Genomic DNA, 21,136 nt, shown 5'->3' with positions numbered 1-21,136 from the left:
GGATTTGATATGGATTTTTTAAATATAGACAATTTGAGTTTCACGGATCCCGAAGATCTAAACCAAAATAATCTTGATTACATATCAACGATATCTGATCCTGAAGTCTTTATTGGGATGTTAGATAAGTATATTTCAGATCTAAGCCTTTTAAAATTGGTTGCAGATAGATCTTATAGACACATTAATCACTTTGATAAAATAGTTCTATTTGATAATGGAGATCCCAATTCTTTCCGCCTAACAATGCACCTTTGGCAGCCACCTTACACAATCAAAGAACAGGCTGATGAACAGATACATAGTCATCGTTTTAGCTTTTGGTCGTCTGTGTTATGTGGCACTCTGATTTCTGAAGACTTTGAAGAGTGCGAAAGTGGTCAGCCTTATGAAAGCTATTCATACTGTCCTGAAAACAAGGATTTAAAGAATTTCTACACGCACGAAGGTCCTGTGAAACTAAAGAAAACAACAACTGTACGTGCTGAAAGCTCTACATCTTACTTCCTTAGAAACTTAGCGATACACCGCATTGTGGTTCCTGATACAGATCCGGTTGTGACCTTAGTATTGAGAAGCCCAAGAGTAAGAAACCATTCTGTTGTTTATAACAGCAAGTACCCTAAAAACGATTTGTCGTATGAAAACTCATTTTTCTCGGTTGAAGAAACAAAAGAAAAACTCACCCTCATTAAAAACCTTTTAATTAAAAGGTTGGAAAACTCTGGTTAACGCATATGAACAAAATTACAACAATTACGGAGGACAACAACCCAAAGGTTTGGGGTTTAGTCTCTAATTACGAAATTAACATTTGCATTGATGGTGTTAGTTATACATTTCCAAGAGAAACTTACAGTGTTGGAGATTTTGTCTCCATTGTCCCTGTAAATATCTCGCAAAGGTATACTTATCTCATTGAACAGCCTAGAGCTGCTATGTTGAAAAAATATGATCAGCTCTCTTTGGAAGCGTGTGGAGGGAAAGTCGATAGTCATGGCCCTCTATACTCAGCTGTAAATGAGTTGCATGAAGAATGTGGCATTACTTGTAATGAGACAGATATTAATTTTATTGGTGACGTTATGGTCAGCCCAGGCTCACTAGAAGAAAAGTCATATTTATATTATGTCGATTTTAGCGAAGACCAAGTTGCTGACGAGTTAATTCTTGATGAAAAAGAACCGTTAATTCGCAGAAAAGTCTATTTTGATGAAATCAATAACTTAATTCAGCAAGGCTATATTAAAGATTTAAGAACACTATATTTGCTCAAGAAACTAGAAGAAAGGAAGGTATTATGAAAACTAAAGTTCCAAGTGGATCAATCTATGAAAAAACAGGCAACACTACAATTTTCAAGCAATTAGCTAGGAAAATTGAAATGGACCATGTATCAAACGAGGAGTATTATAATTGGTTAGATAATGTAACAGCATCTATTGGTGATGTTATTTCTGGTGCAAAGATCATCGAGAAAAAAGATGCAAGAAAAAACCCGCCGTTAAATACCGCCATTTATTATGATACAGACGATCTAGAAATCTTGTCTACAGGTGCTTTGTTAAGAACTTCATGTAACAAAATCACCCACGCTTTCTGTGCTTTTAAAGCACCAGAAGATGAGTTTGGTGTACGTGTAGATAATAGACACGTATTCGATGGTGAAGAGAAGAAAACAATTCAAGCTGATCCATCTTCTCAAGATGCTATAAGCATCGTAAGACGCTTAATGGCTAGTGATGCACAACATCCAGGTAGAGAGCTGGAGAAAGTAGTTGGTATTTCATGTGAGAACCTATCACCAGTTCTACTACTAGATGATTTACGCTACACATTCTACGTGCTGTTAGATGACAAAGATGCATTACGATGCAGCATTGACCGCGCTCACGTAAGATCACTTCGTGAAAATGTAGGTATCAGTAGTTATGTGCCTGTTTCTGAAGTAGAAATCGCAATTTATCCACGAGTGTCTGAAGAAATAGCAAATGACACAAGACTAGTCAGTGCAGTTGACTTCTTGACGAAGGATCTAATGGAAACTTTCAACACGAAAGTAACGAAGAAGATCAAGTACCAAAGATCAGCTGAAGCATTAAAAATAGGCTAATTATAAAATGCATGGGAAGATTTATTTGATCAGACATGGTCAATTTTATTGGCAAATCGGTAAAGATCAAGACTTTGATAGCTCACTCACAAGCATGGGAGAGTTACAGGCTAAATATCTTTCCATGCATCTTTATAAATTATTAAAAGGGCACTCAGTTCACGTATCGAGTAGTAGCCTAACTCGAGCAGTACAAACAAGAGATCATTTTGTTCAGGTACACGATTCAGTTGAATCGGTGTTTGAAATTCCCTTCTTAAAAGAAGCCTCTTTTCATATTGGCAGTCATGATGGCACCAACGGAAGTAAGTCTTCAAGTATGTATCAGGAATTTTACTCTCGGGTGGTCAGTGGTTTTTACGACTTATTATCGACAGCAGAAAGCGCGAATACCCTATGTTTTACTCACAACGGAGTTATAAAATGTATTCTTAGGGAGTTGCTCAAGGACGACAAGCTAAATATTAAGGTAAGAAATGCAAGTATTACAGTTATAGATGTGGTCGGGAAAAAAATTTCTGTTAGAGTTATTGACGATATTTATGATCTCCCATACGATTTAATGACAAAATAAAGGCTAAAGGAATGTTTGAGACGGAAAGGAAGTTTCTAGTTTCTCAACCCATAGAACACTTGGTTGAGAAAAAGGTAGATATTGTTCAAGGATATTTATTTGCTGAGCATGAGAGTCATGAGTTTAGAATAAGAATCTCTGCAGACAAGGCTAAGATCACTATAAAAGAAAAACATGCAGCCATCACCAGAAGTGAACTTGAATTCAATATAACCGTAGACTTTGCCAGTCACTTTTTAAGTTTAATTGATAGCAACGAAATTATTAAGAAACAACGTTACTACATCAACCATAATGGAAAAGAGTGGAGCATTGATGATTTTGAAGACCCAAAATTGAACTTCTTGCTAGCTGAAGTTGAGTTGGAATGTTGCACTGAAGAATTAGATTTACCTGAGTGGGTAGGCGATGAAGTTACGGGTGATAGTAAATACTACAATTACAACTTGCGGAAGGTTAAGTAGTATGAGGTACTCTCTACAAGTTCAGATTTTATTTTTCACTATATTCTTAGTTGGTTGGACCGAGATGGCAATGATTGGCCTCATCGAACATATCAGTATGGAGTTTCAATCTGAAGTTGCTGATATTGGTGAAATAATTGCCGCATACTCAGTTTCATTTGCCGTCGGTGGGCCATTGGTTATTTATCTAACTAGAAATGTACCTAAACGTAAAGTTATTATTGGTTTATCGTTGTTATTTTTAATTACTAATGTTGTATCAGCAATCTCTCCCAACCCGCTTGTTCTTGGTGTTTCAAGGGTGATGCTTGCTTCGGTGTCGGGTGCACTTGCCGGTACTATCTTGGGCTCAGTAATTAGTCTTGTAGATAAAAAAGAAGTTGGCGGAGTACTAAGTTACATACTTGTAGGTTTTGGTGCATCACTCATATTAGGTGTTCCACTGAGTGTTATGATTGCTGATGAGCTAGGCTGGAGGCTTACTTTTATTATCATTAGCGTCTTATCAATTTTGACGATTATAGCTCAGTATAAAGCATTACCGGTTGTCCATGAGGACGTGAAACAGCCCGTGGGGCCAAGTGAATATATGTCTAGGATTAAGGCTCTCCCTATTGAGTCCTATTCTGGCTTAGTCTTTACATTTTTATGGATGATGGGTTACTCCATCCTTTTTACATACTATCCCGCTGTACTTTCAGGTGAGTATCAATATAAATCAGGCGAAGTCAGTATCTTATTGGCTTTATTCGGGATCTCGACGTTATTTGGTTCAAAGATTGGTGGTAAGCTAAATGATAGGATTGGTAGTAAACCCACTATCTTAGTTGGTTTTGTCCTTCATGCGTTGATACTATATGTCGCGGGTCAATTCTTAATCAGCTTCTATGGTGCTATTGCTTTTTCTGTACTTTGGGGAGTTGCTTCTTGGATGTCTACTCCTGCAATTCAAGCCCTAATTGCTTTAAACAGTAAAGGGGTTGAAGATATCATGCTCACTCTTAATAACTCGCTCTTACATATAGGTATTGCCTTCGGTGCTTTAATAGGTGGCTTCTATTTGCCTGACAGTATTGGAAAGATCTATGTATCGTCTGCTCTTATTGTACTTCTCTCAGCGATATTAGTATCGATACTTATTTCTAAGCAAAGAAAAGAGGCTGTATGTCAGAGTTAGATCTAATTATTCTGTCTGTTGTTCTGATCTTCAGCGTCGTGCAATCGATCTTGGGGATGGGGTTGCTAGTGTTTGGTACACCAACGTTACTCTTGTTGGGCTTACCTTACTCTAGCTGTTTAGCTTACCTATTGCCAGCTTCTATCGCCATTAGTATTTTGCAAGTTAGAGGTGATGTAAAAATTGAGAAAAATGTGGCACGAGAGTTCTTTACTTGGTCAATTGTTCCGCTGTTCATTTCTTTGGCAGTAGTGCTAAGCCTAGACTCGAACTTTAAAATTAGTTTAGCGGTAGGAGTTTTAATGCTAGCCACTGTACTGATAAAACTATCAAGTAGGGTAGAGTTTTTATTTGCTAGCAATGTAAAAAACAACTTTCATCTTTACCTCGTAACTATGGGGGTTATTCACGGAGTATCTAACCTTGGAGGAAGCGTGTTGTCGGTTATTTCCTCAGTGAAGTATAGTGAAAAAACAGACGTTAGAAGATTCATTTCCTTCTGCTACTTATGGTTTGCAACAATACAACTGGTTGTGCTATTTTTCTTTCATTACGACAAATTTACTTATGTCTCATTAATTGTGCCTGTCATCTCTTCCGTTGCATATATAGCAATAGGTAAAAGCATGTTTAAAAATATTGATTCAAGTAAATTCAACAATATTTTCGTTTTATTCATGCTGGCATATTCACTGCTTTTGATAACAAAAGACACTCAGCTGTGGTAGTAATAGTTTTATTTTTCGTATTATTGAACAGAAGGTTAAACTGAAGAGAAGTGACTTTCTTATCGCTTACCTACTTTTTATTGGCTCTTCGACGTTGGGAGTGGAATTCGCCCCCTAAGTTGAGCCACGATAGAGCCTCTACAATGACAGGAGGTAGGGGTTGCCGAGGAAGTGTGTAAAGGCGAGCGCGTAGGCAATATGGATGCCTATGTGGTGGCCTATTTTGGTGACTCCGGCCTGCTTGCTGTGCGTGAGTTAACCCGCGCCCCGGTCATTGGTATTGCCGAAACGGCCTTCCTCCTTACCACACTTATCAGCATCCGCTTTTCCATCGTCACTTCTGTCGCCGCATTCGCGCCGCTGAAATCCCAGTGTTGGATCTTGAACACCACCTTGATGCGGCATTTACCCTCATTGTGGAAGAGTGCTGACGGAGGATGACATTGGCGCTATCGTTCTAGTCTGCGGCGGCATGGCGAATTTGACCCAACAGATAGTCACGAAGTTGGCCTGAGTGGAAGGGGTTAGCGTAGCGCTTAAATTAGCCCAATCCCTGGTAAACCTGGGACGGGGTACTCATTGCCGGCGTGGAGCGCACGGTCTACTTCGTGGTCTTTGTGCTGGCCTGCTCACGTCTGATGTATGTGGGGGCGCGCCTGAAGCCGCTCGATACCGACGCCTTCATCCAGTTGCACGACGAAGCCTTCCGCTACTTTGGTGGCATGGCCGAAGAGTGCGTCTACGACCAGACCAAAATGGTGGTCATCAGCGAGCAGTACCGGGAGCTGACCCTCAACCAGCGCTTCCACCAGTACGCGACCACTGTCGGCTACCGCATCCATGCCCGCGAAGGCTACGACCCGGAGAGCAAGGGCAAGGTCGAAGCCGGGGTCAAGTACGTCAAGCAGGACGCCTTCTACGGCGAGTGCTTCGAGAGTGAGGCGGCCATGCACCAACACCTGCAGCACTGGCTTGAGACGGTCGCCAATGCGCGCGTGCATGGCACCACCGGGCATCAACCTCGGGTGTATTCGAGCGCGAAGAACGAGCTCAACTGCGACCTTATGCAGCTCCCACGGCCTTGCTGCACAGCGCGCCAGCGCACGAGCCCCAGCGTACCGACAAGACCGGCCTGATCAGTTGGAAGGCCAACAAATACTCGGTTCCTCTGGCCTGGCAGCGCGCCCAGGTGGGTGTATCGGAACAGGACGGTGCCTTGCACATCCACGACCTGGAGACAGGCGAGCGGATCGTCACCCACACGCTGAGCCTGGAGAAGGGTCGCACGATCAAGAACAACCACCATTACCGGGATCCGGCTCAGCGCATTGCCGAACTGGAAGCCGCCATTGCCGAGCAGTTGCCTATTGGAACCGGCGAGGCACTGTGCCAGTTGCTCAAGAGCACCTCACCCAGAATCTACAAGGATCAGTTGGTCGGGCTGCGAGACCTGCTACTCAAGCACGCACCCGTGGATGCCGAGTTATTGACGACCCTGCCCCGGCACCCCCAACTGACCACATCGGCGGTACAGCGCTACCTCGAAGCCTGGGTGCAGGCTCAGGTGCGAGGTCGGACGCCTGATTGGGTCGAGTGCCCTGAACCGAAGAACCGGTTGCCAGCAACAGCCCTTCAAGCTTATGACCAGCTTGGCCACTCCAGTGGCCTGGAGGTGACCCATGAGACGGCTTGAGCAAACTCAGGCCCAGTACCGCAGCCTGCGCCTGTACGCCACGGCGAAGCAGTTGGCCCAGCTGCTGTCGCAGGCGGAAGCCAATGAGTTGTCGCACCTGGACTTCGCCGGGCAGATCGCCCAGCACGAGTTAGGTGAGCGCACCCGTAGCCGGATAATCCGCCACCTGAAACAGGCGCAACTGCCTGCGCACAAGCTGCTGGAGGCGTTCGACTACCGCCACCAGACCACCATCACCAAGCGTCAGGTGAACGCTCTGCTGGACTTCGGGTTCATCGACCAGCGCCAGAACCTGATCTTCATCGGGCAACCTGGAGTGGGCAAAACGCATTTGGCCATCGGCATTGCACTCAAGGCCATTGAGGCAGGCTACAAGGTGCTGTTCCGCACTGCACTGGCCTTGGTGCAAGATTTGGAGCTCGCCGAGATGAAGGGCGAGCTCAAGAAACGGCTGAGTCAACTGGCGAAGTACGATGTGCTGGTGATCGATGAATTGGGCTACCTGCCGATGACGAAGCAGTCGCGTTACAACCTGTTCCAGTTGATCAACAGCCTGTACGAGTACCGCAGCATCATCCTGACCACCAACAAGGACTTCACCAACTGGGGCGAGTTCTTCCACGATGATGCGGTTGCGGTACCGATCATCGACCGGGTTATCCACCACTCACACATCTTTATGCTGGGAGGAGAGAGCTATCGGCTGAAGCAGAAAACGACAACTTAGGTAAAGGTAGGTGAGTCAATTTTATTGGCCAAAGGTGGGTTAAAATAAATGGCCATTGACACTTCTGCCCGACGCTTCATCTTGAGCAAGGTGAAGTTACGGTCTCGATTGTTGACTGCCTTAAATTTGCTACCATCAATACCCATTACTGAATGCGAAAAGAGCCCTAGACGGCGACATATCAACACAAATTCGCGGAAAGTAGCTTGAATCGCTTTGCCGTTGTTTTTGCGGAAATCCGCGATTAATTACGCTGTGCCTCATGCTCCAGACGGCGGCTAGACTGGATGTGATTGAGGTAGCCGTAGAGATAGATTTTTAAAAGAACGGCGAAATGGTAGGTGGGCTGGCCTGCTGCATGAGGATCAATGCCATTAAATAAAGCCCCGCTGTTTGAACTGCCCCCAAAAACTTGGACAGTAAAACACTAAGCGGATAAGGCCTGAGTTCGGTACTGCACCGGGCTCAGGCCTTTTAGTTTGGACTTGATGCGCTCGTGGTTATAGTAATGGATGTAGTGTCGGATGCCCGCTTGTAATTGCTCCATGGTGTCAAAGCGGTTCAGGTAAAAATATTCTGACTTCAGCGTTCCAAAGAAACTCTCCATCGCGGCATTATCTAGACAATTCCCCTTGCGTGACATGCTCTGGGTCACGCCATACTGGGCAAGCTTGCGCCGGTAAGCAGGCATCTGATATTGCCAACCTTGGTCGGAATGCAGTAGCGGCGCGCTTTGGTCGGCCAGCTTGGCCAAGGCTTTGTTCAGCATCTCCCCTACCAGTGAGAACGCTGGCCGTTTCTGCATTGTGTAGGACACAATTTCCCCATTGTAGAGATCCATCACGGGAGACAGGTAGAGCTTTTCGCCTCGGACATTGAACTCCGTGACGTCGGTGACCCACTTTTGGTTGGGGCGTTCAGCCTGAAACTGACGGGCAAGGAGGTTTGGCACACTGGCCTGTTGTCCACGATAGGAGCGGTATTTCTTCGGGCGTACCAATGACTTCAAACCCAGGTGCTGCATCAGGCGTTGGACTGTCTTGTGGTTGACCCTCTCACCCGCTTGGCGCAGCGCTGCTGTAATTCGACGATAGCCATAGCGGCCTTTATGACGCTCGTAGAGGGCGTGAATGCGCAACTTCAGACCAGCGTGCCGGTCATCAAACTGCTGTGCCTTTACCTGATAATAGAAGGTGCTACGCGACAGTTCGGCTACTTTTAGCAGCACCGGTAAAGGATGGCCATGCTTCAGTTCAAGGACTAGTCGCGCTTTTTCTGCGCGGCTTGCTCTTTGGACTGACGCAAGGCCCTCAACTTTTTTAGGTAGGCCACCTCTGCTCGCAAGTATTCGTTCTCTTGGAGCAGTTGCTCCAGTGAGCTCTTTTCCGTCACTGGAAGTGGGGGCTTGGGGGGCTCTGCTGTGGGCATCTTCGTCGGGCGACCTCGGGCTTTAGGCTCCAACGCCTGGAAGCCTCCTTTATGATACTGACTTTCCCACCCCCGCACGACACCCACTCCACCTCGGATATCGAACAAGGCAATCGCTTGTCGGGCCGAGAGATCCTCTTGCCTCATCCGTTGCAACACCGACAATTTAAACTCTGCACTGTAGCGGCTGAACTTCTTCTGCAAGCCGTGCAGGCCATGTTGTTCATAGCTTTTAACCCAACGCCTGATGGTGGCGTGGTCAAGACCGTACTGATTGGCCAGACTCCTATAACCCAGCTGTCCTTCTGTGTAACGCTGTACGACTAACAGTTTGAACTCTTCATTATGTTTCGCCATGAAAAACACCCCAATCGTTGGAGGAGTGTCCAACTTTTGGGGTGCAGTTCACTTTGAGGTCAAGGGCGTCAACAAAACCCTCAATGGCCCGAACCGGATTATCTTCAGAGACAAAATCATCCGAAAGCTCAGGAAACAAGGTGGCTTGGGATCGGGACTCACCTGCGACGAACCGTTTCATCGTTACCTCACACACTCTGTCATGGGATAAGTATAGCGACAGCTACGTTTTCACACAGCCTCGCATAGGATCGGACTCTAAAAAGTGTAGCGCTACTCAAGGGTGTCGGCAGTAATTTGTTATTCACTGGAATGCATCTTAATCCCTAATCCCTGTAGTTATATATGCAGCTCTTCTCAAACTACGGTATGCATGGCACTTGGACATTTAGGACGTCACACCTGTTCTCTAGTACAGGTTCAAGATTGATAGGATTCTGGTACTTTTGTCCTCAATTAACAGATAAGTTAAGTCAGCATATAGATTTATCTAAAGAAAATAATAACGATGTGAATTTATTAATATTCATAAATATATAAAATAGAGATAATTTATGCTTAAAATCAGAAGACGCCCGGCACTAAATGATGAGAATTTGTTACGGGTTAAAATGACACCCCAAATGCTGGATTATGACCGTTTTGCGAGTCGCTCAATAGCTCAACATCTTCCCTATTTAATGGGGTTTAATCCAGCTGATTTTGAGTCAAGAGCTATAAATACTGATTATCTTGGCTTTCGTTTTTCACATGATAGTGAAGGAAATAGGATAAGCGTCGGAACACTTGACAAACTAAGTTCAAAAGCCCCTGTAAACCTACTTGTTGGCGGTTCGCCTGCCTTGGGTTACGGGGCAACTAGTGATGAAACATCTGTTGTCAGTCGATTAGCTATTAAGGATCCTGATAATTTACCTTGGTTAAATTTGGCAGGCCATTGTTATAATTCAGTTCAGGAATTGCTTCTTTTTATTCTACATTTACATCGAATTAAAAATATTAAACATATTGTAATCATGGGTGGGTTTAACACGTTAGTGATGGCTAGATTGCCGGAGTTTATTCGTGGTGGTTTACCACCTTTCTATTTTTGTGGTGATTACTTCAATAAGTTTGATGAAATAGTCGAAGAAAACGGTGGAGAGCCACCTATATTAAATCTTCCTAAGTGGCCTGCTGAAATAACGGCAGTGCCCCCGATTAAAGAAACACTTGACAGGTCCGTCCAAGAAATGATGCATAGGTTAAATACTTGGCGACTGCTTGCCTCATCTCTTGGTGCAAAACTTACTTTTATTTTGCAACCGTTAGCAACCTGGGTGCGTGAACCATGTGTTGAGGAAAAAAAATTATTTGATGAGTTAGATGCAATATCGAAACTGGGCACATGGGAAAAACTTTATGGAGATATATCTAGTCCAGAAGTTGCTGAGCTTTACGCTAATAGCTTATCAAAAGGTTGCGCAGAGAAAGGTATCTCTTTCGGAAGCTTAGTAGCAGACCTGAGAAGCCGTCCGTCTTCTGACTGGCTTTTTGTTGATCGTGCGCATTTTACAGATCATGGCAATGATGTTATAGCTAGCGCAATTCAAAAATATATTCAGTCTTCTTGTGGGGGTGCGTAATGTTAAAAAAAATAGTTAAGAAAATCAGTTCTATTTTTAGAAAGAAGAAAAAATCTAAGAAAAAAAATAACTCTTCAATATATCCGATGTACTAATGAAAAATAGCCGACAGTATTTCTCAAAATTATTGGGTCCTGAAGTTGGGGATGATGTCAGGAGCATATTCTGCCCTAATGATATCCGTGCTAACTTATCGTGCTCAATTGGAAAAGATATCATTAGTCATAAAAAATTTGCTGATACTGAAATGCTTAGCAAACTGGCTAATGAATCCAGGGCACGGTTGGCAACTTATCATGAAGAATTTTCAGTGCTTTCAGAGAAGGTCAATGCCGATAAGGAAGGAAATAATTCACTTCGTTCAAAAGCGGCACTAGAGTCTACCCCATTTTTTATTGCTACTCAGTATCTTATGCATTCAGTTTCTGGTAACTGGAACAATGAAAGCCGTTATGCCATGTCTGCTCTCAAGATTCATGCAATTGATATGGGTGTTGGTCAGCCTAGAGCGAGTCGAATAAACCGATATCATGAAGTACTTCGTGACCTTTCGATAGCGGATGCAGGCAGTGATTTATTGCACACTGCTGAAGATTCCCGAATATCGGAAGGGGCATTTAGTATGGCTGCAAACATGATGATTTTAAGTCACTTCCCTGAATCTTTAACTGGGGAGATTCTCGGAGTAAACCTATATCTGAGGCACTGCGATATTCTTCCTAACTTTAAGTTTATAGCGGCAAGGTCGTCATTTTCCGATAGATTATTTAGTTTAGGAGTTAACCCTTCAAATGGCAACAAGGGATTATGCGAGCTCTCTGAAAAAGCTGTGTTGGAATATTTCGAAGAGAAGCGCATTGAAGGTATGAAAGCTGTTTGCTGCGGCTATACTTGGGCACGTCAGAAAACGGAGTCTTTTAATGAAAATATACTTAACATATTGACTCGATGGCTAGATCCTAGAGAGGCTGCACGACACTTTGTCAATCGGCGAAAACCAGAAGCTTGTCTTTATCATGAACACGCAAAGATAAATAAAGTTTCTATGCAAAAATTGCTGAATAGTGACGATGAACAATCTTTCTTGGAACAGTTAGCAGCGAGCTCATTGGTGAGAGCAGGAAACCCCGATAGTAGTCCCTTATTGAATGGGTTGATATCTGCTCATGGGAAAATGTTCAGAATATTTAATCGTGACGATATTTTAATTCTCCGTCGCTGGATAGCAAATTTACCTTATGATAGTGCTCCACTACAACCCGCAGCACATTTGATATGGAAAGATGAGGGTGTCTTTCCTGAGGGAACAGGTAACGGAGGCTCAGCCCCTAACTGTGCTATTTTCAAGAAAGCAAGGCAAGCATATCCGCGCTTGTTACACACTGAACTTTCATACCACGAACAAGAATACACTCGTAAATATATTTCTCAGTGGTTGTCTAGTGCCTCTCGTGCTGTTGAAAAAGGCATTTGTACGCTGCCGCATAAGTGGGAGCCGGGAGGTCTTCGAAAATGGCTTCACGATCAGCATGAAATTTCAAACAGTCACGCAGATGATCAATATGAAACACAATCAAGAGAAGAGGTAGTAGCTGATGTTTTATCGCTAGCTCCGCTTACTATGATTGATGGTGCTTGGTTAACAGGCTTTTCGCATCCCGCAATAGCATCTTCTGACTCAGGTTATACTCTTTTTGAAACGCTGTTTGATGAGCTTGGTAATGGCGTTTATAAGCAGAATCATCCAGTAATTTATCGTGAATTACTTAAAGCTGTTTATGGAGATTTTCCAGATATATCAGATCCTAGTTACGCAGGCTCTCAATTTTTTGGTAATAAAGATTTTGAATTACCAGTCTTTTGGTTATCTATAGGACGTTACCCACAGACCTACGAGCCTGAAATATTAGGGTTAAATCTAGCTATGGAGATTTCTGGTGTTGGTGGAGGGTATCGTAGAACCCATAAAGCTCTATCTAAGTATGGTTACCCAACTATGTTCGTAGATTTGCATAACTCAATCGATAATATTGCCACAGGTCATTCAGCGTGGGCTGTTTCAAGTATTGATACTTATATGTCTGACTTGCCCAAAACTATTCGGGCAAAATATTGGGCGAGAGTGCGCACAGGGTTTGTAGCTCTAAACCCTGTTAGGAACTTGACTGTTATAAGTAAAATACGAAAAAAAGTGAGATATTTCCTATGACCAGTACCCTTGGTATTTCTGCTTTTTATCATGATAGCGCTGCCACACTAGTTGTGGATGGAAAAGTTGTAGCGGCAGCTCAAGAAGAACGATTTAGTCGTATTAGGCATGACCATTCGTTTCCAAAAGAGGCAATTTCCTTTGTTATAAATCATGCTGGGATGAGGCTTTCAGATATAGATCATGTGGCCTATTATGAAGATCCAGCTCTTAAATTTAAGCGTGTAGTCTCAACAGCTGCGCTCGCTGGATTTGAAGCATATCAAAATTTTTTACCAATTTTTGATGAATGGATTTCAACTAAAAAGAACATGAGGCGAGAAGTATTAAAGCACTTAAAAGAACTTGGTGACCGTGAAAACCGATCTGTAGATTTACACAATCACCATGCATCGCATGCAGCCTCTGCTTTTTTTCCAAGTCCATTTGAAGATGCAGCAATCTTATGCATAGACAGTGTTGGTGAATGGGCGACAACAAGTATTTGGCATGGAAAAGGTGATGGAATTAAGTGTGTAGCTGAGATATGTTTTCCTCATTCACTCGGTCTATTGTATTCAGCGTTCACATATTTTTGTGGATTCAAAGTTGACTCTGGTGAATATAAACTTATGGGGCTTGCACCTTATGGAAAGCCTACTTATGTAGATAAAATATTAACAGAGCTAATAGATGTAAAGCCTGACGGAAGCTTTCGCCTTGACTGGAAGAAGTTTGAGTACGTGAAAGGTGAAGCAATGACGGGGTCTGCATTCGAAGATCTTTTTGGAGGACCACGGCGTATGCCAGAAACTCCTATAACTGATCGTGAATTTAATCTTGCAGCTTCAGTCCAGAAAGTCACTGAAATTGTAGTATCTAGATTGGCACATACAGCTCAACGACTAACGGGTGAGACATCTCTTTGTATGGCAGGAGGTGTCGCTCTTAACTGTGTGGCTAATGGCATAATTTCTCGTGAAAAGATTTTTAATAAACTTTGGATACAGCCAGCAGCAGGAGATGCAGGTGGATCTTTAGGGGCAGCAATTCTATCGGATAGAAAACATAGAGCTGTAAAGTCTAGGGAATTAATGTCCAGGCTTTCTGATGGAATGAGCGGAGCCCTTCTCGGCCCTGAATACACTGATTCACATATCCAGGCTGAGTTAGATAAGTATGGTGCCATATATAATAGTCTCTCAAATTCAGACCTAGATGAGAAAGTTGTAAATACAATATCAAATGGAGGGGTCGTTGGCTGGTTTCAGGGACGGATGGAGTTTGGCCCACGAGCTTTAGGTGCTAGGTCTATTTTGGGAGACCCACGAAGTGAAGATACACAGTCCACAATGAATCTAAGAATTAAATTTCGTGAGTCCTTTCGACCTTTCGCTCCAGTAGTGTTAGCGGAAAAAGCTAGTGAATATTTCGATATACGAGAAGAGAGTCCCTATATGCTCATAGTTTCACCTGTTGCGAAAAATATTAGAAAGAATACTACAGGTGATACTACTCTTACAGGGATTGAATTGCTAAAAACGGTTAGAAGCGATTTACCTGCTATTACTCATGTTGACTATTCTGCTCGTGTACAAACTGTTGATTCTGAACGTAACCCAAGGTTCCGCGCATTATTAGAAAGATTTGAAAAAGCTACAGGATGTCCTGTGTTGGTTAATACATCATTTAACGTTCGTGGTGAACCTATAGTAAACACGGTTTCGGAGGCGTATCGATGTTTTATGCGAACCAATATAGATGCTTTAGCGATTGGAAGTTTCTTCCTTAAGAAATCAGAGCAACCTTGTTTTACTGAGGAATTTGATTGGCGAGAAAGTGTTCCTCTTGATTAAAATCGTCAATTCATAATAATTAATAGAGAAGATATCATGAACTATTTTTTGTTAATTTTTATTCTAATTTTTGGCGTCATAATTAGAAGAAGTAAGCGATTTTCTAATCGACCAAACCCACAGGTAGAGTCATATTTTAATAAAAAGGTTTGAAAATTATGAATGCCATCTTGCCTGAAGCTTCGATTTTGTCAGTTGTCAAAATTGAAAGTACTGGTTCAACAACACTTAAAAAATTTCGTCACGATCTTGGTGAATCTCCGCATCAAGCGAACGACGTGGGGAAGGTTGGAAGGGAATGGTTAATTGAAGTCCTAGATGCTAATGCGTTGAACTATATTTATAATTTTGTAAATAGCTCGAGTAAAGCTCTTTTGGTTCGTGGTATCTCATTGAATACGAACGTTGCTACACCACGAACAGGTTTTCTATCAGATGATCTTTGTGTGCTTGATTTTGACTTGTTACATTTTGGAATGCTTTCCTTACTAGGTATCAAACCACATTCTGTGGATTACGAGAATAATGGAAAACTTGTAAGGAATGTTGTTCCAGTAGAAGAGGCTTTGATGACAACGAGTTCCTGGGGAGCGGATGTAGACTTTTCTTGGCATACTGACAATCCAAACTGGCCATTTATTAGTTCTACCGGTGATGTTAGTAATTGTGTACCAAGATTTCTGGCATTTATGTCCGTTAAAAACGGTGAGCGAGCTTCAACTGATATAACATGTGTAGATTGTCTTTTGAGAAAATTGCCCAAATGGGCTATTTCCGAGCTTCAAAAGCCTTCCTATACTTTTGGAGCTCCTGTGTCAAATGAAGGAATTTCAGGGGAGAAGAAAATATTACCATTAGTAGAGAAATTTGAACAGGGTTACTACTTGAGATTTGATGAAGGAATTGTTGAGGCTATTCACCGTGATGGAAAGCGGGCTTTAAATGCTCTCCGTGAATGCCTTAATAAAACAGATGGTATATCAATAATATTGAATCCTGGAGATTTTTTTATTTTTAAAAACACTCAAGTTCTTCATAGAAGAAAAGCATTCAAGCCTTTGGCGAATGGAGAAGCCAGATGGTTGCGTCGTGTATATGGAAGTTAAATAATTAGTGTTGTTCAATATTTATTTTATAAAAGAGAGATACCATATGAATAAACGAGTAGCAGTTATCGGTGGTCGACCCGCTCCTATCTATGGCGCTAAAGAGCTCGGTATAGATGTTGTTTTAGTTCATGAAAAGGGAGCATACGATAAAGAAATAAGTGATCATTGTGAAAGAATAATACATGCTGATATTGCTGATGGGGATGCGATTATAAGTTCTCTTGAAGAACTTCATCGTCAGCGCCCTTTTGATCGAATAATCACTACGACTGAAGTTGGTGGGGAATCCACAGGCAAGGCGGTGGACTACTTCGGGCTTCCAGGAGTGTCTTGGAGAACAGCGAACTTATTGAAAGATAAGTTAGCGATGAGAGATTTACTTTTGGCTCATGAATTGAGTCCTGTAGCTTATAAACGTGTACTCTGTAAAGAAGATGCGGTTGAATTTGTGAAGAATAATGGACTTTCAGTACTCAAGCCTGCTGAAGGCGTTGCTAGTCTTCACATCCATCCATGTAATGACGAAGAGTCTACATTATCAGCATTTAGATCCCTTGAAGAAGCCGGAGTACAAAATATTATTATAGAGGAGTATCTTGAAGGCCCTGTGGTAAGTGTAGATTCTTTTTCTTTCAATGGTAAGCATTTGCCAATAGGTTATTCTCAATACCGCATGAATGATAAATATGTTGAGTGGGAAGTAAGCACGCCAAGCTCTGATGCCAAGCCTTGGCTAGATGAGCTAAAAGCTCTGACTTGTCGTTTGTTGGATGCTATTGAACTTCAGGAAGGGCCTTCTCATAGTGAATTTGTGTTAACTGCACAGGGCCCAAGAATTCTCGAATCGCATGCTCGTCTTGCAGGGTCGGGAGCTCCTGAGCTAGTAAAACGTGCATTCGGACTTGATTTGAATAGGATGTTCCTTACTGTACCGCTTGGGATTGACAAATTGCCTGAATTTTCTCCAGAGCCAATTGCTGGAGCGGCTATTCAGTTCTTTGTGCCAAAACCTGGGAAAATTGTGAAAGTCGAGAATGTCTTGCCGCCTGATGTCGTTGTGCGCTTTACGAAAGCTGGAGTTGAACCTTTGGTATTCCTCCCTTTCCTATTTGAGCTGGGTGAGGCTATGAGCGCTGTTGTAATTCAGAAACATGAAGGTGATCATATTCCGCATCTCAATACCGTAGCTGATTGTGTCTCAGGATATGTACTCACAACAGGTAAATCTAGAGAGGAAGCTGTTTCTATTGCGAACGATTTAGTTAAAGCTGTGAACTTTATAGTTGAGCCTTAATTATGAGCTATGTCCTTTGCTTTCATCGTTGGGTAGGTGCTCAGGCACTCTATGATAGTTATTCTCTTCCTGATGGTCTAATGATTAGGGTGATCTGTACGCCCGAGTCAACGGCCTCACTACCTAAAGAAAGGCTTGCTTCTTTTTCTATAGTTGATACTTTGGATGACCAAGTCACTGTTCAAAAAGAAGTTGAAAAAACGATAAAAAAATATGGTATTCCTATTCTAGTCGTTGCTCTCAACGAGGGTGATTTATTGACAGCAGCATCTGTACGCGAACAGTTTGGGTTGCTTGGTGATCACACTGCTTGGATCGAAAAGTTCAGGGATAAGTTAAAGATGGTTGATATTGCTTCTAGGCAATGTTCAATAAAGGTTTTGTCAGCATCAGCGGTGGATTCTGTTGACTCTATTAAAAATATAGCTAGAGTATTTGGTTATCCCTTGGTTCTTAAACCTCGCTATGGTACAGCAAGCAAAGGAGTTAGATTAGTTTATAGTGATGATGACATTTTTTTTGATGAGGCAGAGTTTTCAGAGCCTATGATGGCGCAAGTCTATTGCTCTGCCCCAATCCTGCATGTAGATGGGTGGTGGGACGGTCAGAGAGTGATTGTTGCTACGACGTCGACTTATATTAATAGCTGTGCTGATTTTGGTCCTGATAGTCCACTTGGCAGTATAGAGATTTCAAGTGCTAGTTATGAAGACAGAGTTATTAATGCTGTATCAGATCTCATGGATGTCTTTTCACCACAACAAGAAGTCGTATTCCACCTAGAGCTGTTTGACAGTGGCGATGATTTAGTTTTCTTGGAAATTGGTGCTAGAGCTGGGGGCGCTGAGATTCCATTTATTTGGCGTGAAATAAGGGAAATAGATTTGGTTGGGATTGCATGGGAGTTGCAGACTTTTTCATCGACATGGTTCCGTGATATAGCAAAACAAAACAGTCTTAATGGGCGCCCGATTTCGACTGAGCGAGGAGCTTGGATTATTGCAAATTCTGCTAACTTAATAGATGAGAGCATCTCAAGCTTATATTGGTCTTTGCCGCAAAATTTTTTGGCAGCTAGTGGGGTTTATGAAGGTGCGAAGACACGCCTTCGTTTTAGAGACTTCAAGTATCTTGATTTGAAAGAAAATGTTCATAGGGTTATGAATAAAATATCTATTTAAAAAGTGAATATCTCATTAATTTTTAAAGGGAGGGTAGATAACTACCATGAGAACTGCGGTCGTTACAGGAGCAAGTAGTGGGATTGGTGAAGCCTGCGCTTGTCTACTAGCTAGATCCGGTTGGGATGTTTTCCTTGTGGCACGGCGTCGTGATCGCCTTGATAAAATTGCTGCTAATACTAATGCTCATATTATTGAACTAGATATAACTAAGGCAACAGAAGAAGACTTTCAGCAGGTTAAAAAATGTGATCTCTTGGTTAACTGTGCAGGAGGAGCGTTTGGCATTGATTTTGTAGCTGAGTCTAACGCTGATGATTGGACGAAAATGTATAATGTCAATGTTTTGGGCACTCTACGCATGATCCAAATCTTGTTGTCAAGACTTGTTGAATCTCAAGGATGTATTATAAATATTACTTCAACTGCTGCTCTTAGTGGGTATGAAGGTGGTTCTGGTTACTGCGCTGCTAAGAGTGCGCAGAGGGCTCTTACGCAATCTCTACGTCTTGAAATGAAAGGTAAGCCAGTACGTATTACTGAGTTACTTCCGGGTATGGTATACACTCCAGAGTTTTCGTTGAATCGACTCAGTGGGAACGCTGATAAAGCAAACGCTATATATAAGGATGTTGATAGACCTTTAAGAGCAGAAGATATTGCTCAGATTGTATCAATGGTTGCTAACTTACCATCGCATGTGAATGTTGATGAATTAACCGTTCGTCCTGTTGCACAAAGATCTCAATATGCACTTTTTCGGGGTGATCTAAATTGGAAACATTAAGTATCCAGATTATATTTTGCCCTCAACGGAATAAGGTGTTTTGACATATGGTCTCTTACGAAAGCCTATTTGGTGTGGCAATAATTGCTATCGGGATGGTTCTAACTCCTGGGCCAAACATGGTATATCTAACCTCTCGAGCTATATCACAAGGGCGTCTTGCAGGTTTGATCTCTCTAGCAGGGGTCGCCCTTGGCTTCGTATGTTACTTATTAGCTTCTGCGCTAGGACTTGCTGCTTTGTTTAAAACTGTTCCAGTAGCTTATGACATAGTTAGAATCGCAGGTGCTCTATATTTAGGCTATTTGGCATGGAATATATTGCGTCCACAAGGGGGATCTCCATTTGAAGCACGTGTGCTTTCTCCGCATTCTCCGCGCCGCCTCTTTGCAATGGGGTTGGTTACAAATTTATTAAACCCTAAGATAGCTCTGATGTATTCAGCATTAATGCCTCAGTTCATTGATCTCTCTGCGGGATCTACATTGAATCAGTTTATGCAACTGGGCTTTGTTCAAATTGTGATCGCTGTGAGCATCAACGGGATGATTGTTTTAGCTGCATCTTCAGTTAGCAAATTTCTTTCAGAAAGACCTTCCGCAATGAAAGCACAACGCATATTTTCGGGGTCTATCTTAAGTATTTTTTCAATTGATCTTTTATTGCGAAAATAAAATAAATCAATTTATAAATTATAATTTGGTATAATTGCATCAGTGCTGTTTTACGACTTCTTGGTTGGAGTACAGCCTGTATGCTCATTATCTCTGATAAGGGATGTTTTTTCTAGTGCGACGTTTTATTTAAATTATTACTTTCATTTGTATAGGTCATAAGTCATTTATCACTAATAATCAATAATTTGGCGTTATTTCAGCTATTTATTGTGGTTTTAAGATATTTTGATAATATTGAATTTTATCTTCGTATCGCCACTAGTCTAAGGTGTTGTTTAACTGAGGTTTTGATTCTTAGGTAATCGTCCTACATATAATGCTTTTTTTTTGCGCTAAACTCGTTATTATATCTCTGAACTTTTGGAGTGATTGTGGGTAAGCTATATTTGGCTTTTCTAAGCACGTTAGATGTTAAGTGTAAATGAAGAGTAAGTTTCCATAAGGCTAAAGTGGAGGGTAAGCATGCCATATTCTACCATCAAAATGTGTCATAAAATTTTTGGACTTGAGGTTATAGCTTCAGGTTTTCAAGAGCTGTCACCGTCTGAGCGCGAGCAAATATTTAGCTTTAGAAAGAAGGTTTTTGTTGATAGGAATAACTGGAAAATTGAAAGCTATAAAGGCGGAGTTATAGAGTGTGATGAATATGATGATGATGATGCAAAGTATATTTATATTGCATCTAGCGATTGCATTTTAGGCTGTGTTAGGCTTCGTCCCTCCACATCGCCAACTCTTTTGACAGGTCCTTTTAAATGGTTAAAAGAATCTAGTAAATCTTGGCAAGTACAAACTGAAGACACGTGGGAGGCATCTAGGTTTTTTATTACTCAGCACAGTAAAAAGTGTTATGAACAAGGAGGCATCGATAGAAGAACCTATGCTCTATTTATAAGTATGATCCAATTTGGCGTGATATCCGGCTTTGCTTATTATGAGGTTGTAGTTGATGAAAAAATGGCACGTATTCTGCGGAGGAGTGGTTGGACGCTTGAAGTGCTTAATAAAGGTGTTGGGAATAAAAACGAGATAATTTACTATGGTCTTCTTCCATGTGATTCAAAGATATTTGAACATATAATGTATGCAATGGGGTGATAGTGTATTGGCATAGTGAATTTGGCCACCTAATTAGAGGTGCTACTATGCATCAAAACA

At 42.1% G+C, this 21,136-nt stretch carries 20 protein-coding genes and 2 pseudogenes; 19 read left to right on the top strand and 3 right to left on the bottom strand.

What is annotated here, in order from left to right; all coding sequences use genetic code 11:
- The first annotated feature begins 9 nt into the window (after positions 1–9).
- The 10 genes and pseudogenes from J7J49_RS04320 to istB all read left to right on the top strand — a co-directional run bounded on the left by J7J49_RS04320 (position 10) and on the right by istB (position 7,476).
- Positions 10–732, top strand: coding sequence for a hypothetical protein (locus tag J7J49_RS04320; protein ID WP_215090478.1), 723 nt, complete (start codon positions 10–12; stop codon positions 730–732).
- Between the two features lie 5 nt (positions 733–737).
- Positions 738–1,304, top strand: coding sequence for an NUDIX hydrolase (locus tag J7J49_RS04315; RefSeq protein WP_215090476.1), 567 nt, complete (start codon positions 738–740; stop codon positions 1,302–1,304).
- Complete coding sequence (locus tag J7J49_RS04310; protein ID WP_215090474.1) at positions 1,301–2,113, top strand: hypothetical protein; 813 nt, start codon at positions 1,301–1,303, stop codon at positions 2,111–2,113. The genes J7J49_RS04315 and J7J49_RS04310 overlap by 4 nt, the downstream gene beginning before the upstream one ends.
- A gap of 7 nt (positions 2,114–2,120) precedes the next feature.
- On the top strand, positions 2,121–2,687 hold the full coding sequence (locus J7J49_RS04305) for a phosphoglycerate mutase family protein (RefSeq protein ID WP_215090472.1): 567 nt from the start codon (positions 2,121–2,123) through the stop codon (positions 2,685–2,687).
- Positions 2,688–2,698: 11 nt separating this feature from the next.
- Positions 2,699–3,151 carry a CYTH domain-containing protein gene (locus tag J7J49_RS04300; RefSeq protein ID WP_215090471.1) on the top strand — a complete coding sequence of 151 codons (453 nt, stop codon included), beginning with the start codon at positions 2,699–2,701 and terminating at the stop codon, positions 3,149–3,151.
- Complete coding sequence (locus tag J7J49_RS04295; protein ID WP_353048335.1) at positions 3,096–4,328, top strand: MFS transporter; 1,233 nt, start codon at positions 3,096–3,098, stop codon at positions 4,326–4,328. The genes J7J49_RS04300 and J7J49_RS04295 overlap by 56 nt, the downstream gene beginning before the upstream one ends.
- Positions 4,316–5,056, top strand: a complete 741-nt coding sequence (locus J7J49_RS04290; RefSeq protein WP_215090469.1) for a TSUP family transporter — start codon at positions 4,316–4,318, stop codon at positions 5,054–5,056. Before J7J49_RS04295 ends, J7J49_RS04290 begins: the two co-directional genes overlap by 13 nt.
- A gap of 171 nt (positions 5,057–5,227) precedes the next feature.
- Positions 5,228–5,497 (top strand): hypothetical protein, encoded by a 270-nt coding sequence (locus J7J49_RS04285; protein WP_502793504.1) that lies wholly within the window; start codon positions 5,228–5,230, stop codon positions 5,495–5,497.
- 131 nt (positions 5,498–5,628) lie between these two features.
- A pseudogene (locus J7J49_RS22430) lies at positions 5,629–6,749 on the top strand (Mu transposase domain-containing protein); the annotation flags it as partial.
- Positions 6,736–7,476 (top strand): IS21-like element helper ATPase IstB, encoded by a 741-nt coding sequence (gene istB, locus J7J49_RS04270; RefSeq protein ID WP_215090465.1) that lies wholly within the window; start codon positions 6,736–6,738, stop codon positions 7,474–7,476. The pseudogene J7J49_RS22430 and the gene istB, both read left to right, overlap by 14 nt.
- A gap of 62 nt (positions 7,477–7,538) precedes the next feature.
- Here istB and J7J49_RS04265 read toward each other — a convergent pair.
- The 3 genes and pseudogenes from J7J49_RS04265 to J7J49_RS04255 all read right to left on the bottom strand — a co-directional run.
- Positions 7,539–7,855, bottom strand: a pseudogene (locus J7J49_RS04265) (transposase); the annotation flags it as partial.
- Between the two features lie 48 nt (positions 7,856–7,903).
- Positions 7,904–9,261, bottom strand: a protein-coding gene (locus tag J7J49_RS04260) for an IS3 family transposase (RefSeq protein WP_215090463.1) whose coding sequence is annotated in 2 segments (ribosomal slippage) — positions 7,904–8,781 and positions 8,781–9,261 — 1,359 coding nt in all. Because the reading frame shifts where the segments join, the coding sequence is not laid out codon by codon here.
- A complete protein-coding gene (locus J7J49_RS04255; RefSeq protein ID WP_215090461.1) occupies positions 9,248–9,442 on the bottom strand; it encodes a hypothetical protein in 195 nt (64 codons plus the stop codon). Before J7J49_RS04255 ends, J7J49_RS04260 begins: the two co-directional genes overlap by 14 nt.
- Positions 9,443–9,815: 373 nt before the next feature.
- Here J7J49_RS04255 and J7J49_RS04250 point away from each other — a divergent pair, with 373 nt between their 5' ends.
- The 9 genes from J7J49_RS04250 to J7J49_RS04210 all read left to right on the top strand — a co-directional run bounded on the left by J7J49_RS04250 (position 9,816) and on the right by J7J49_RS04210 (position 21,076).
- Entirely contained in the window at positions 9,816–10,886 is a 1,071-nt protein-coding gene (locus J7J49_RS04250; RefSeq protein ID WP_215090459.1) for a hypothetical protein, read from the top strand.
- Positions 10,887–10,980: 94 nt separating this feature from the next.
- Complete coding sequence (locus J7J49_RS04245; protein WP_215090457.1) at positions 10,981–13,095, top strand: iron-containing redox enzyme family protein; 2,115 nt, start codon at positions 10,981–10,983, stop codon at positions 13,093–13,095.
- Entirely contained in the window at positions 13,092–14,930 is a 1,839-nt protein-coding gene (locus tag J7J49_RS04240) for a carbamoyltransferase family protein (RefSeq protein ID WP_215090455.1), read from the top strand. Before J7J49_RS04245 ends, J7J49_RS04240 begins: the two co-directional genes overlap by 4 nt.
- 158 nt (positions 14,931–15,088) lie before the next feature.
- Positions 15,089–16,036, top strand: a complete 948-nt coding sequence (locus J7J49_RS04235) for a TauD/TfdA family dioxygenase (protein WP_215090453.1) — start codon at positions 15,089–15,091, stop codon at positions 16,034–16,036.
- A 46-nt stretch (positions 16,037–16,082) separates the two neighbouring features.
- Positions 16,083–17,333 (top strand): ATP-grasp domain-containing protein, encoded by a 1,251-nt coding sequence (locus J7J49_RS04230; RefSeq protein WP_215090451.1) that lies wholly within the window; start codon positions 16,083–16,085, stop codon positions 17,331–17,333.
- A 2-nt stretch (positions 17,334–17,335) separates the two neighbouring features.
- Entirely contained in the window at positions 17,336–18,514 is a 1,179-nt protein-coding gene (locus J7J49_RS04225; protein ID WP_215090449.1) for an ATP-grasp domain-containing protein, read from the top strand.
- Positions 18,515–18,560: 46 nt separating this feature from the next.
- Positions 18,561–19,301, top strand: a complete 741-nt coding sequence (locus J7J49_RS04220) for an SDR family oxidoreductase (RefSeq protein ID WP_215090447.1) — start codon at positions 18,561–18,563, stop codon at positions 19,299–19,301.
- A gap of 47 nt (positions 19,302–19,348) precedes the next feature.
- Entirely contained in the window at positions 19,349–19,975 is a 627-nt protein-coding gene (locus J7J49_RS04215; RefSeq protein WP_215090445.1) for a LysE family translocator, read from the top strand.
- Positions 19,976–20,440: 465 nt separating this feature from the next.
- Positions 20,441–21,076 (top strand): acyl-homoserine-lactone synthase, encoded by a 636-nt coding sequence (locus J7J49_RS04210; RefSeq protein WP_215090443.1) that lies wholly within the window; start codon positions 20,441–20,443, stop codon positions 21,074–21,076.
- Positions 21,077–21,136: the final 60 nt, after the last annotated feature.

Source organism: Halomonas sp. ISL-56 (genome assembly GCF_018612805.1).
Taxonomy (GTDB): domain Bacteria; phylum Pseudomonadota; class Gammaproteobacteria; order Pseudomonadales; family Halomonadaceae; genus Vreelandella.
Note: the sequence above shows the minus strand (reverse complement) of the source record. Positions and strands in the feature narration are given on the sequence as shown.